General features: G+C 72.0%; 15 protein-coding genes. 3 read left to right on the forward strand and 12 right to left on the reverse strand.

The window, feature by feature from the left end; genetic code table 11:
* Nucleotides 1–8 precede the first annotated feature (8 nt).
* The 4 genes from AUC44_RS04730 to AUC44_RS04745 are packed head-to-tail and all read right to left on the reverse strand — an operon-like array spanning nt 9 to nt 1880.
* Nucleotides 9–572 (reverse strand): hypothetical protein, encoded by a 564-nt coding sequence (locus tag AUC44_RS04730; RefSeq protein ID WP_062157613.1) that lies wholly within the window; start codon nt 570–572, stop codon nt 9–11.
* Between the two features lie 42 nt (nt 573–614).
* The gene (locus tag AUC44_RS04735) at nt 615–842 is read right to left on the reverse strand and encodes a hypothetical protein (RefSeq protein ID WP_062157614.1); all 228 of its coding nucleotides are present in this window, start codon (nt 840–842) and stop codon (nt 615–617) included.
* 58 nt (nt 843–900) lie between these two features.
* Nucleotides 901–1473, reverse strand: coding sequence for a GrpB family protein (locus AUC44_RS04740; protein ID WP_062157615.1), 573 nt, complete (start codon nt 1471–1473; stop codon nt 901–903).
* 35 nt (nt 1474–1508) lie between these two features.
* Nucleotides 1509–1880 carry a winged helix-turn-helix transcriptional regulator gene (locus AUC44_RS04745; RefSeq protein WP_062157616.1) on the reverse strand — a complete coding sequence of 124 codons (372 nt, stop codon included), beginning with the start codon at nt 1878–1880 and terminating at the stop codon, nt 1509–1511.
* Between the two features lie 87 nt (nt 1881–1967).
* Here AUC44_RS04745 and AUC44_RS04750 point away from each other — a divergent pair, with 87 nt between their 5' ends.
* Together AUC44_RS04750 and AUC44_RS04755 are read left to right on the forward strand one after the other, a co-directional pair.
* Nucleotides 1968–2588, forward strand: coding sequence for a nitroreductase family protein (locus AUC44_RS04750; protein WP_062157617.1), 621 nt, complete (start codon nt 1968–1970; stop codon nt 2586–2588).
* A gap of 177 nt (nt 2589–2765) precedes the next feature.
* A complete protein-coding gene (locus AUC44_RS04755) occupies nt 2766–4454 on the forward strand; it encodes a bifunctional metallophosphatase/5'-nucleotidase (protein ID WP_062157618.1) in 1689 nt (562 codons plus the stop codon).
* A gap of 54 nt (nt 4455–4508) precedes the next feature.
* Here AUC44_RS04755 and AUC44_RS04760 read toward each other — a convergent pair whose 3' ends face one another.
* The 8 genes from AUC44_RS04760 to AUC44_RS04795 all read right to left on the reverse strand — a co-directional run bounded on the left by AUC44_RS04760 (nt 4509) and on the right by AUC44_RS04795 (nt 11715).
* On the reverse strand, nt 4509–6122 hold the full coding sequence (locus AUC44_RS04760) for an ABC-F family ATP-binding cassette domain-containing protein (RefSeq protein WP_062157619.1): 1614 nt from the start codon (nt 6120–6122) through the stop codon (nt 4509–4511).
* A gap of 229 nt (nt 6123–6351) precedes the next feature.
* Nucleotides 6352–7164: an SDR family NAD(P)-dependent oxidoreductase gene (locus AUC44_RS04765; protein ID WP_062157620.1), complete on the reverse strand. Its 813-nt coding sequence runs from the start codon at nt 7162–7164 to the stop codon at nt 6352–6354.
* Nucleotides 7165–7270: 106 nt separating this feature from the next.
* Nucleotides 7271–8272: an isocitrate/isopropylmalate dehydrogenase family protein gene (locus AUC44_RS04770; RefSeq protein ID WP_062157621.1), complete on the reverse strand. Its 1002-nt coding sequence runs from the start codon at nt 8270–8272 to the stop codon at nt 7271–7273.
* 201 nt (nt 8273–8473) lie between these two features.
* Nucleotides 8474–9316: a CopD family protein gene (locus AUC44_RS04775; protein ID WP_062157622.1), complete on the reverse strand. Its 843-nt coding sequence runs from the start codon at nt 9314–9316 to the stop codon at nt 8474–8476.
* A 10-nt stretch (nt 9317–9326) separates the two neighbouring features.
* Nucleotides 9327–9725, reverse strand: a complete 399-nt coding sequence (locus tag AUC44_RS04780) for a copper resistance CopC family protein (protein WP_062157623.1) — start codon at nt 9723–9725, stop codon at nt 9327–9329.
* Nucleotides 9726–9788: 63 nt separating this feature from the next.
* Nucleotides 9789–10241: a DUF1775 domain-containing protein gene (locus tag AUC44_RS04785; RefSeq protein ID WP_062157624.1), complete on the reverse strand. Its 453-nt coding sequence runs from the start codon at nt 10239–10241 to the stop codon at nt 9789–9791.
* Between the two features lie 381 nt (nt 10242–10622).
* Nucleotides 10623–10925: a hypothetical protein gene (locus tag AUC44_RS04790; RefSeq protein WP_157445168.1), complete on the reverse strand. Its 303-nt coding sequence runs from the start codon at nt 10923–10925 to the stop codon at nt 10623–10625.
* Between the two features lie 148 nt (nt 10926–11073).
* Nucleotides 11074–11715 (reverse strand): rhomboid family protein, encoded by a 642-nt coding sequence (locus tag AUC44_RS04795; RefSeq protein WP_062157626.1) that lies wholly within the window; start codon nt 11713–11715, stop codon nt 11074–11076.
* 79 nt (nt 11716–11794) lie between these two features.
* Between AUC44_RS04795 and AUC44_RS04800 the strand changes: the two genes are divergently transcribed.
* Nucleotides 11795–12730, forward strand: coding sequence for an aldo/keto reductase (locus AUC44_RS04800; RefSeq protein WP_062157627.1), 936 nt, complete (start codon nt 11795–11797; stop codon nt 12728–12730).
* The last annotated feature ends 29 nt before the right edge of the window (nt 12731–12759 follow it).

A 12759-nucleotide genomic window follows, 5' to 3' on the forward strand; every position in this document is an offset into this window, starting at 1 on the left:
CGGCAGAGTCAGTTGCTGGTGCCGCTGCCGTCCGTGGGGGGGACGCTCAGGGGGGCGGGGCTGGCGTCGGCCGCAGGCGCGGCGCCCTGGCCCAGCAGGGCGCGCAGTTCCTCGATCACGGCGCGTTCCTTGTCGTTCACCTGCTCGCCGCCGATGCCCAGGAAGCCGCCTTCCTTCGCGGCGCCCGCGGTGCGTTCGGCCACGTTGATCAGCATGGCGCGGTACGCGGCGGCGTCCTCGGGGCTGGCCTTCGCGGCGACCAGCCACGCGGCCTGACGCACGCCCTGGAGGCTCTGCTCGCGGGCTTCTTCCATGTTGCGGGCGCGCTCCTGGTGCGGCATGGCCTGCGGGTCGGGCGCGGTGCCCAGCAGGTCGGCGGCCATGGCCTCCAGCAGCGGCGTGCGGGTGTGCGCACTGACGCTCTCGCGCACGGCCTGCCCGATGGCCTGCGCCTCGGCGACCAGCCCGGTCAGGCCGCTGGGACTGGCGGCGACGACCGCCGCGCCGGCCCGGCCGGGACCGGTCATGACCTTGAACCACTCGTCTGCCGTGAAGTTGTCCTTGATACCCATGCCTTCAGGGTACGGGCCGGGCGGCGGGGCCGTGTTCGGCGTTCATTCACGCTTGGGCAGGCCGGTCAGGTCGAAGCGGACCTGCTCGGTGTCCTCCCGGACGCTCACCGGGTCGGCCTCCAGTCCGTGCGCGCCGAACATGCCCCCGGCGGCGCCGCTGGCCCCCAGCGGATCATGGGTGCGCTCGTCCCGGGGCACGAGGGGTTTCATGCGCAGGGCCAGCACGATCAGGGCGGTGGGCAGCACGATAAAGAGCAGGAACGCGATCATGGGTGGGCCTCCGGCGCGCGTCGGGATGGGGGAGGGGCGCCCGAGCATCCTGGCACGTTCAGGCGTCGCTGGGGGGCAGCGTCCAGCCGGTCCGGGCAGCCCACTCCTGAGCCCCGGCGATGATCAGGTCCATCACGGGGTCCTTCACGGCGTAGTAGGCGTCCACGTCGCGTGGGTGCAGCCGGGCGAGCTGCACCTTGATCTCGCCGTACGCGGCGGCGGCGGCCGGGGCAGCGCGCAGGAAGTCGCGCATCAGCAGCGGGTAGCGGTGGTTGAAGCGGCCAACCTCGCGCACGTGCACGTGCACCTGTCCGGCGCGGCTGGCGTACGCCTTGCGCAGCTCGGCGGGGTCCAGGGTCAGCCCGGGCGGGAGGTGATCCGTGGTGACGGCGGGGCGCGGTTCGTAGCCCAGGGCCGCCAGGGTGTCCAGCACGGCGGGCGCCGCGTTCAGGTCACCCAGGCCGATCTGAAGGTCGGTCACGTCTTTGGCGTGCAGGCCGGGGACGGCGGTCGAGCCGATGTGGTGCAGCGCCGCGCCGGGCGGCAGGTGGGGGCGGATGGTGGCCGCCAGGGTACGGAAACGTGCCGCCCAGTCTGGATCGGGCGGCACGATGGTGATGACCGTTGACATGCTTCAGAGGGTACCTGCCCGGGGCAGGGCCGGGGTCAGCAGGGCGAGGTCGGGGCGGTGGGGAGGTCCGGTGTGGTGGGGGCGGGGGCGCTGAGGTGGGTCTTGGCCCAGCCGTCGATGGCGTCGATGACGCTCTGGAGTTCCAGGCCGGCCGGGGTGAGGCTGTAGACGCTGCGCGCGAGTTTGCCGTGGCTGTCCTCGGTGCGTTTGGTGATCAGCGTCAGGGTCTCGAGGTGCTCCAGCCGCTGCGTGAGGGTGGCGCTGTTGCAGCCGCCGACGGCGCGGGCGAGTTCGTTAAACCCTTTCTCACCGTTCAGCAGGGCGCGGACGATGTGCAGCACCCATTTCTCCTGCAACACCCCGATGGCCCGGTAGACCGGGCAGAAACCAGTGTGTTCAGTGCTCATGACCAGAGTCTACACGGCATGACTGACCAGATCATGACGAAAGACACACCGCTTGACTTTTCAAAGCACTGGGGATAACCTCTTGCCATGACCGCGACGACCCCCAAAGTGCTCGACATCAAGGAAGCCATCGAAACCCGCCGCAGCATCCGCAAGTACGTCCAGGAACCCATGAACCAGGACGACCTGCACGAGATCCTGCGCCTCGCCAGCCTGGCCCCCAGCGCCTGGAACGCCCAGACCTGGCGCTTCGCCGTCGTGCAGGACGCCGCCATCAAGCAGCAGCTCCAGGACGCCGCCTACGGCCAGGGCCAGGTCACGAACGCCCCCGCCGTCATCGTCGTCTACAGCGACATGGAAGACACCCTGGCCACCGTCGAAGAAACCGCGCACCCCGGCATGGGCGAAGCGGGCCGCACCGGCCAGCGCAACACCTTCGACGGCGTGTTCGGCGCCCAGCCCGTCGCCCAGCGCGGCCAGTGGGGCCTGAGCCAGGCGAACATCGCCTTCGGCTTCCTGATGCTCGCCGCCCGCGGCCTCGGCTACGACACCGTGCCCATGCTCGGCTTCGACCCCGCCAAGGTCAAGGAGATCCTCGGCCTGCCCGAGCACGTCCAGTTCGCCGGCCTGCTGCCCGTCGGCAAGCGCGCCGAGGACGGCTTCCCCCACCACCGCCACAGCGTCGAGCGCATCACCAAGTTCTACTGACCCGGCACCCCTGACCCGCGCCGGTGTCGGGCCCGCGCCCGCGGGCACACCACGCGCAGGTCAGCCCAGCAGACCGCCCCCTGATCAGGGGGCGGTCTGTTCGCGTATCCCGGGTGGTTGCAACCAGCCGGGCGGCTGATGCTGGGCAGACACGTCAGGCCCTACACTGTGGAGCGCATGAAAAACAACCTCCTCCTGATCGGCGCGGCGCTGACCCTGAGCAGCTGCTCCATGATCCTGGGCCCCTCCACCACCGACGTCACCGTGATCGGCGTGAACGACTTCCACGGCAACCTGCTGCCCACCAGCTTCCGCGTGCCCGACCCCGCCGACCGCACCAAGACCCTGACCGTCCAGGCCGGCGGCGTCGAGGCCATCGGCGGCGTCCTCGCCGACGCCCGCAAGGCCAACCCCAACACCGTCTTCGTGGGCGTGGGCGACATGACCGGCGCCAGCCCCCTGATCAGCGCCCTGCTGCGCGACGAGCCCACCATCGCCGCCCTGAACGGCCTGGGTATGGCCGTGAACGTCGTCGGGAACCACGAGTTCGACAACGGCGTCGCCGAACTCACGCGCTTCCAGAAGGGCGGCTGCGCCAGCAACGAACCCACCAAGGCCTGCAAATTCAACAACACCTTCGAAGGCGCCAAGTTCCAGTACCTGGCCGCGAACGTCCTGGACGCTGCGACCGGCAAGCCCGTCTTCCCCGCGTACAAGATCGTGCAGGTCGGCAAGGCCAGGATCGCCTTCGTCGGCGCGGTCCTCAAGGACACCCCCACCGTCGTCACGCCCAGCGGCGTCGCCGGCCTGACCTTCGCGGACGAGGTCGCCAGCGTCAACGCCGTCATGCCCGAAATCAAGCGCCAGCGCCCCGACGCGGTCATCGCCCTGATCCACCAGGGCGGCGCGAGCAAGGACAGCTTCGACGTCGTGGACTGCAAGACCCTCAGCGGCGACATCGTCAAGATCGCCCAGGGCCTCGACGCGGGCATCGGCGCGATCATGACCGGCCACACCCACCGCGGCTACAACTGCGTCGTGCCCGACCCGGCCGGCAAACCCCGCACCGTCATCCAGGGCGACTCCTACGGCCACCTGCTGCAGCGCCTCGACCTGCAGGTCGACACCCGTCTGCACAAACTCCTGAGCGTCAAGGCCAGCAACGTCGTCGTGGACGCCGCCAAGCAGGCCAAAGACCCCGCCATGACCACCATCGTCGCCCAGGCCAAGGGCCTCACCGACACCCTCAGCAAGCAGGTCGTCGCGACCCTGGGCGCCGAGCAGATCACCCGCACCGTGAACGCCGCCGGTGAAAGCCAGCTGGGCGACGTCATCGCCGACAGCCAGCTCGCCGCCGCCGCGCCCGCCGACAAGGGCGGCGCCGTGATCGCCTTCATGAACCCCGGCGGCATCCGCGCCGACCTGCCCGTGAACGTCCCCAACGCCAGCAAGCAGGTCACCTACGGCGACGTGTTCACCGTGCAGCCCTTCGGGAACGTCATGATGGTCGTCACCCTGACCGGCGCGCAGATCAAGGCCGCCCTGGAGCAGCAGTTCGACAACCCCGCCGCCGGGCAGAACCGCATCCTGCAGGTCAGCCGGGGCTTCACGTACACCTGGGACAACGCCAAACCCAAGGGCGAGAAGGTCAGCGACGTCAAACTGAACGGCCAGCCCCTCGACCCGGGTGCCCAGTACCGCGTGACCATGAACAACTTCCTCGCGGACGGCGGCGACGGCTTCACCGTGTTCGCGCAGGGCACCGACCGCCTGGGCGGCGCCGTGGACCTGGACGCCTTCCAGAACTACCTCAAGTCCACCACCGTCACCCCTGAACCCGCCACCCGCATCACCCGCCTGAACTGATTTCAAACAGGGGAGGGGCCGCGTCCGCGCGGCCTCTTTCTCGTGCCCGCAGGCTCACGCCTCCTGCACCCCGCCGCCTGTGACGCGCCACGCGCGAGTGGCGACCCGGTCCACCAACCGCCGGTCGTGACTGGCGAGCAGCACGGTCCCCGTGAAGTCCAGCAGCAGCGCCTCCAGCGCCTCGATGGCCCGCACGTCCAGGTGGTTGGTGGGTTCGTCCAGCAGCAGCACCTGTGAGCGCGTGACCCGCAGTCGCGCGAGGCTCAGGCGCGTCCGCTGCCCGCCCGACAGGCCCGAGAGGGGGAAGGCCGGTCCGCCCGGCACCTCCAGCGCCGCCGCCACCTCGTGCAACTGGTGCGGCGTCAGCAGTGGGTTGGCGTCCAGCAGCGCGTCCCCCACCGTGCCCAGCCCGAGCAGTTCCTCGCCGTGCTGCCCGATCAGGCTGACGGTCAGGCCCGCGCCCCACGTCACTGCCCCCGCGCGCGGCAGCCCCCCCAGCAGGGCGCGCAGCAGCGTGCTCTTGCCGCCACCGTTCGGGCCGGTCAGTGCCACCCGGTCGCCCCGGCGCACGTGCAGGTTCACGCCTGAGAGCACCACCTCTGCTCCGCGCGTCACGCTCAGGTCACGGACGGTCAGCACCTCCAGCGGCCCCGGCGGCACGGGCGGCAGCGTCAGCCGCAGCGTCCGCGCGTCCCGGAACGGCTTGTCCGGCGCCCCGGTGTCCATCCGCTCGATCTGCCGCTCCATGGCCCGCGCGCGGTTGGAGAACAGCACCTGCGCCCGCCCCGCCTTGTGCGTGGACAGGAACTTGTCGTTGTCCCGCGCCCGCGAGCGGTTCTCCTCGACGCTGCCCTTGCTGTTCAGGCGGCGGCGCTCCTCGTCCAGCGCGGCGCGCTTGCGGCGGTACGCCTCGAAATCCCGCGCCTGGGCCTCGCGCAGCGTGGCCTTGAGGGCCATCGCCGCAGAGTAATTCCCGGGGTATACGGTCAGCGTGCCGCGTTCCAGTTCCGCCACGCCGGTCGCCACCTCGTCTAGGAACGCCCGGTCGTGACTGGCCAGCACGAACGCCGCGTCCGACGCCCGGATCCAGTCGCGCAGCCACGCCGCGCCATCTACGTCCAGGTGGTTCGTGGGCTCGTCCAGCAGGTACACGTCCGCCGGGGCCAGCAGCAGCGCCGCCAGCAGCACCCGCCGCGCCTGCCCACCCGACAGCCGGTCCGCGCGCGCCCCGGCGTCCAGGCCCAGCCCGGCCAGCACCGCCGCCGCGCGCCCCGCGAAGTCGTAGCCACCCGAGAGCCGGAACGCTTCCTCGGCGTCCGCGAAGGCCAGCAGCGCCGCCTCCGACCCGCCTGACAGCGCCGCCGAGGCCGCGTCGAACGCCGCCTGCGCCCCGGCCAGCGCCGGGGGTGTCACGGCCTCCAGCACCGACCCGCCCAGCGCCGATCCACCTACTGACTGGGCCTGCGCCAGCAGCGCCACGCGGCCCGAGCGGGTCACCACGCCCGCATCCGGCGCGTCCAGGCCCGCCAGCACACGCAGCAGCGTGCTCTTGCCACTGCCATTCTCTCCGACCAGCGCCAGCCGTTCCCCGGCCCCCACGGTCAGCTCCACATCCGAAAACACCACACGGTCCGCGAACGAGCGCGCGACCCCACTCAACATCAACATCAGTTCATCCCCCTGACGGGACAGGCCAGCCCACACGCGGCGGGCGGCAACTCGGAACACGGCAGTCAGGGGTTACAGACGCAAGGCAGGGAGGTCCTTTGAGTGAGCGGAGGGGCAGACGACCGGGCAATCCCGGTGGTCAGGGCTGACCGTACCACGCGCCGCAGGGCGCAAGCATGGGCCGAGTGGCGTAGCAACCCTTCACGCGGGGAGGGATTTGCGGATCAGCTCACTCCCCGGCGGGCACCTCTGGGAAGCGCGAGAGGGGGAAGGTATCCACGTTCGCGCTGCGCTGCTGCACGAGCACCCCACCGTCCACCACCACGAACTGGCCCGTCACGTACGCCGCGTCGTCCGAGGCGAGGAACGCCGCCGCGCCCGTCAGGTCCTCGGCGGTGCCGTAGCGGCCCAGCGGCACGGTCTTCTCCCGCTGCGCGAGATCCTCGCCCGAGAGGCCGTAGGTATTGATGAAGCCCGGCGTGATCCCGTTCACGCGCACCCCGTACGGCGCCATGTCCAGCGCCAGCGCCCGCGTGAACGCCTCCACGCCGCCCTTGGCCGCGTCGTACGACGTGAAGCCCCGGTGCGAGCGGGTCGCGCCGCCACTGGACACGTTCAGGATCACGCCGCGCCGCCGCGCCGCCATGCCCCGCGCCGCGCGGTGACTGCACAGGAACACGCTCTTGAGGTTCACGCGCAGGAACAGGTCCCACCACGCCTCGTCCGCGTCCAGGAAGTGCCGCTGGTCACTCGTGAGCGCCGCGTTGTTCACGAGCACGTCCACCGGTCCCAGCTCTGCCTCGGTCACGGCGAAGATCGCCTCCACGCCGCCCAGCACGCTCACGTCGCCCGGCACGCTCAGCGCCCGCGCGCCCGCTGCGGTCAGGGCGTCTGCGACCGCCTGCGCCGCCGCCGCGTTCACGTCGTTCACCGCGACCCTGGCGCCCTCTGCGGCATACCGGTGCGCCAGCGCCGCGCCGATCCCGCCCCCTGCCCCCGTGATGAGCACCGTCCGGTCCGTGAATCGCTGCAAGTTCGTCATGACGCCCAGGGTAAAGCAGGAAGGGCGGGGGCCCGGTTCGCGGCGGGCCCGACCCACGGCAGAGGGCCGGACACGCTGAGCGTCCGGCCCCCTTGCTGGTGTTCGCTTACGCCAGGGCGGCGATGACGGCGTTCGTGAACTCCTCGGTGCCGGCGGTGCCGCCGAGGTCACGGGTGCGGGGCCCCTCGACGAGCACCTTGTTCACGGCCGCGTCGATGCGGCGGGCCGTTTCGTGGTCGCCGATGTGGTCGAGCATCAGGACGGCGGCCAGGATGGTCGCGGTGGGGTTGCTGATGCCCTGACCGGCGATGTCGGGTGCCGAGCCGTGCACCGATTCGAAGATGCCGAACTTGTCGCCCACGTTGCCGCTCGCGGCGATACCCAGGCCGCCGACCAGACCGGCGGCGAGGTCGGAGAGGATGTCACCGAACATGTTCGTCATGACCATCACGTCGAACTGCTGGGGGTTGCGCACGAGCTGCATGGCGGCGTTGTCCACGATCATGGTGTTCGTGTTCAGGCCGTCCACGGTCTTGGCGTGGTCCAGGATGGTGTTCAGGAACAGGCCCTGCGTGACGGGCAGCACGTTGGCCTTGTGCACGACCGTCAGGCGCTTGCCCCGCTTCATGGCGAGGTCGGCGGCGAACTTGCCGATGCGGTCGCTGGCGTCCTTGGTGATGACCGTGTCGGCGATGGCGGTGTCGCCGTAGCGGCGCTCCTGCTCGACGTACAGGCCCTGGGTGTTCTCGCGGACGATCACCAGATCGACGTTCTCGTACGCGCCGGGCACGGGACGGGTCTTGGTGGGGCGCACGTTGGCGTACAGGCCGTACTTCTGGCGCAGGTGACGGATCGCGCCGAAGAACCCGGCGGGCTTCTCGCCGCTGGGGCTGGTGGCCGCGCCGAAGAGGGTCGCGTGGGTGTTCTCCACGGCGTCGTAGGTGGCCTGCGGCACGCTGGTACCGTGGTCGAGGTAGTACTCGTACCCGGCCTCGGCGTGGACGTACTCGGCGTCGAAGCCGGCGGCGTCGAGCACGCGGCGGGTCGCGGGGATCACTTCGTGGCCGATCCCGTCGCCTTCAATCAAGCAGATGCGATATTTCGCCATAACCTGTCCAGTGTAAGGCCAGTCACGTCTGCGCGGGACTGGCCCCGGCCCCTGGAGGCGTCACCCGCAGCGTGACGGACTGCGCGCCCGCCCACTGAACTGGAAGCGATTCCGTATGGGACGTCACGCAGGTCCGCGCGGGCAGACCGGCTCCGCGGATGCGCCGGGCGGCGGGCTGAGCCGCGCTGGCCGCCCGCGTGCTTAGGGGGGCGCCGGGTGACCGGGGTGCGCCGACAGGTGGGGCGGCGCCTGGGTGGTCAGGACGGCCGTCACGCCCAGCGCCGCCACGAGCAGCAGGGCCTCCCGCGCCAGGATCAGGCGCACCTGCGGGCGGCGCGCCGCGAAGGCCCGGCGCACGAGCGCGGCCGCCCCGAGGGCCAGCCCCACAAGTGCGAGCTTTACGAGCAGCACCTGCCCGTACAGGCTGCCCAGCCACTGCGCCGGGCCGGTCAGGTGCTCGCCTGCCATCAGCAGTCCCGTGGCGGCCAGCACGAGCACGCTGCCCAGGGCGGCCGGGGTGAAGCGCCGCGCCAGCGCCGTGCTCAGCGGCCGGGCGCGCAGCAGGGCCAGCACGCCCCCCAGCCACACCGACATCGCCAGCGCGTGCGCGGCGTGCAGGCCCCGCACCCAGGCCCCGTGCCCGGCCCCGTGGCCCACGCCCGCCACGCCCCAGGCGAGCAGCAGCGCGCCCCCCAGACCCGCGAGCGCCGGCCACCCGGGCCGAGCGGGATGGGCTCCGTCCCCGGACGGCGCGGTGGCCGTCAGCTCGGCCGCGAGCAGCAGCAGCGCCCCGATCAGCCCGGTCAGCATGGCGCGGCCGGGCGTGGTGGCCGTCAGGTACGCGAGCACGTCGCCGGGCGCGGTCATACCCAGCGCCGACAGCGTGACGGCCACCTGCCCGCCCCAGCCCAGCAGCAGCCCGCCCAGCCCGGCCCCCAGCACCGCCGCCGGGGGTGAGCCGGGGGTCAGCCCGCGCCGGGCGAACGCGCCGCCCAGCAGCAGCGCGAGCCCCAGGAACACCAGTCCGTTCAGCAGTGCCGGCACGGGCAGGGGCTCACTTGACCCGGAAGGTGCTCTGGCCGGTCACCGGATGCCCGTCCTCCGAGAGGATCTTCCACGCGATCACGTACTGGCCGGACTTCAGGTTCGGTTTCAGGGTCAGGGCCAGCCGGGCCGCCGCGCCGCTCAGGCTGGCCGGGCGGTTCGCCAGGGCCGCCGAGTCGGCCTTCTCGGCCAGGGCGCGGCGCGCGGCCTCGGCCACCGTCACGCCCGCCGGGACCGCCATCACGCGGAACGTCGAGAAGCGCAGTTCGACGGGTTCGCTGAACGCCAGGGTCACGGTCTTCGGGGCGGTCACGGTCGCGTTCAGGGCCGGGGTGACGCCCGACACGGCGGTGTGGGCAGAAGCGGCGGACAGGGTCAGGGCAGCCAGCAGGGGCAGGATGTTCTTCATGGGACGACCTCCAGGGTCGAGAAGGGGCAGAGGGAGGAATCTGACCTCCCCCCGTGCAGGCGCTTACTTGACGGTGGTCCGGCTGGCGGGCCCCTCGGCGGGGTTCGTGTCGTCCCACGCGACGACGCTGCCGTCGCTGTACGTCTGGTAGATCTTCCAGACGACCTCACCGGCCGCCGCCGGGTTCCTCGCCTGGAAGAAGAAACGGGCGTACTCCATGGGGGCCACGCGGCCCGTCCAGACCACCTCGGTCACGAGGCCAGCCGCGTCCTTCTTCACGGTGCGCGTGAACCCGGGCGTGACCTGGAAGCGGCTGATCACGACCCCGGCCGGCACCACGAGGCGGATCCGGGTGGTGGCGATCTCCTTCTCGGTGGGAACGTTCAGGCGGTACGTCTCGCTCTTGCCGGCGGCGGATTCGGTCAGGCCGGCCTCGGTGCGGACGGTGGCGTGCGCTCCCGCGACGGAGAGCAGCAGGGCGGCGGCCAGGGGCAGGACAGTTTTCAGGTTGAACATGGGGAAACTCCAGGGTGGATCAGGGGACGCCGCAGGCCACGCAGGCGCGGTCGTCGGAAGGTGAAAGGGACAGGGGGAGTACGGGGCACAGGCCACAGGGCGCGGGCCGCGAGGAGCGCCGGGCCGGGGTCCCATGGCCCGGTCGGGGAGGAAACTCCGGTGGCGGCTGAGGTCAGGCCAGCGGTGGCGCGCGGGCGTCCGCATGCCGCAGCGCAAACGTGACCGGCCCGGCGGTGCGGGTGGTCACGTGGGAAGCGCGCTGGGCCCGTGGGCCGACGCGGGGCCCGTCGGCGGCGGCCAGCGCGAAGCCGGCCGTCAGGCACAGCGGGCAGTGGGAGTCGCCGTGCGCGTGGTGCGGCGGGGCGTTCGGCGCGGCGTCCGTCAGGGCGTGCCTGCCCGCGTGCGCGTCCCCCCCTCCGCCGTCCGGGAGGCAGGTGGGTCGCAGGGGACGCCCGCCACATGCACGTGGGCAGTAGCCTCCACTGGAGCGTCGTGGACGTGCCCCGCTCCGGTGGCGGCACGGGTCAGGGTGCCCAGGGGCAGCGTCCCCAGGGTCAGGCCCAGCCCGCCCGCCTCGGGGCTGCGGGTCAGGTGCGCCAGCGACGCCAGCACCGCGAGCAGCGCCAGCAGCCAGCGGCCCACCCGGGTCGGGGCAGGTCGCCGGTGGGTGGGCCAGGCTCGCATCGCGCCGAGCATAGCCCGCCCCCCAGGTGAGAATGTCCTGAAGGTCAACACGCCTGAACCGAGCGGAATGAGAAACCGGCGACACCAGCGGCTGGAAGTGCAGCTGACGGGCGCGCCGGTGGCGCTTCAGTGCAACTGAGTCCCGCTGTCAGCGCGGGAAGCCGGGGGCGGGCCGCGCCGGGGGACGCTTCCGGTGCAGGATCGCCGCGGCGATCAGGCCGCCCACGAAGCCGAACAGGTGCGCCTCCCACGACACCGCCGGGTTCGCCGGGAGCACGCCCCACAGGATCCCGCCGTACAGCAGGAAGGCCGCGACCGCCACGCCGACCGCCAGCGGGGTGCGTTCCCACCAGCCCACCCCCAGCAGGTACGCGAGCAGCCCGAACACCAGTTCACTGGCGCCCAGGTGAACGCTGCCGCCCCGTCCCAGCAGCCAGACCAGTCCGCCGCCGATCAGCACGATCAGCAGCAGCGCTGTCAGGAACCGCGCCACGCCGCGCAGGGCGCTCATGAACGTCAGGACGGCCAGGGGCACGGTGTTCGCGATCAGGTGCCCGAAGCCCGCGTGCAGGAACGGCGCGGTCAGGACGTGCCAGAACGTGCCGGGCGCGCGCGGCTCGATGCCGAACTGATCGAGCTGCCCCTGGAACACCAGTTGATCGGCGCCCTCCTGCACCCACAGGCCCGCGATGAGGGCGGCGGTGACGGCGGCTGCGCGGCCCAGGCTGGTCGCCGGACGCGGGGCCGCAGCAGGGCGGGCCAGTGGAGGGCGGTTCGGGGGGGCGCGCATGCCCCAGCATGCCTCACGCGGGCTGGGGCGCGCGTCCACCCTTGGGTGCAGCTCATGTCGGCAGGCGTAGGCTGCACGCATGCAAACGCGAACGCTGGGACACAGCGGCCTGACCGTGTCGGTCGTCGGGCTGGGCTGCAACAACTTCGGGGGACGGCTGGATCAGGCGGGCACGACCGCCGTGGTGCGCCGCGCGCTGGACGCCGGCATCACGCTGTTCGACACCGCCGACATCTACGGCAACCGCGGCGGCAGCGAGGAGCTGCTGGGCCGCGCGCTGGGCGCCGAGCGGGCGAACATCGTCCTGGCCAGCAAGTTCGGCATGGACATGGGAGACGGCCGGCAGGGCGCGCGGCCCGCGTACATCCGCGAGGCGCTGCACGCCAGCCTGCGCCGCCTCGGGACCGATCACCTGGACCTGTACCAGCTGCACACCCCGGACCCTCAGACGCCCATCGAGGACACGCTGGGCACCCTGAACGAACTGGTGGAGGAGGGCCTGGTGCGGGCCATCGGCGTGAGCAACATGCCCGCCGCCGACGTGCGCGCCGCCGACGCCCTGGCCGCGCGGCACGGCTGGGCGCGCTTCACGTCCTGCCAGGACGAACACAGCCTGCTCGTGCGGGACGTGGAGGCTGACCTGATCCCCGCCACGCGCGACCTGCACCTGGGCCTGCTGCCGTACTTTCCCCTGGCCAGCGGCCTCCTGACCGGCAAGTACCGCGCCGGGGCCGACCTGCCCGAGGGCGCACGCATCACCGGCAGCAGGGGCGCCCAGGACCGCTACCTGACCGAACGCAACTGGGCGGTCGTGGAGGACCTGCGCGCCTTCGCGCAAGGGCGGGGCCACACCCTGCTGGACCTCGCCTTCAGCTGGCTGCTGTCCTTCGACGTGACGAGCAGCGTGATCGCCGGGGCCACGAAACCCGAGCAGATCGACGCGAACGTGGGCGCGGCCAGCTGGACCCTCACGCCCGAGGAGCTGGCCGAGGTGGACCGCATCACGACCCGCTGAGGCGCGCCGCGCCTGTCCTTGCGCCCCGC

Source organism: Deinococcus actinosclerus (genome assembly GCF_001507665.1).
GTDB classification, from domain to species: domain Bacteria; phylum Deinococcota; class Deinococci; order Deinococcales; family Deinococcaceae; genus Deinococcus; species Deinococcus actinosclerus.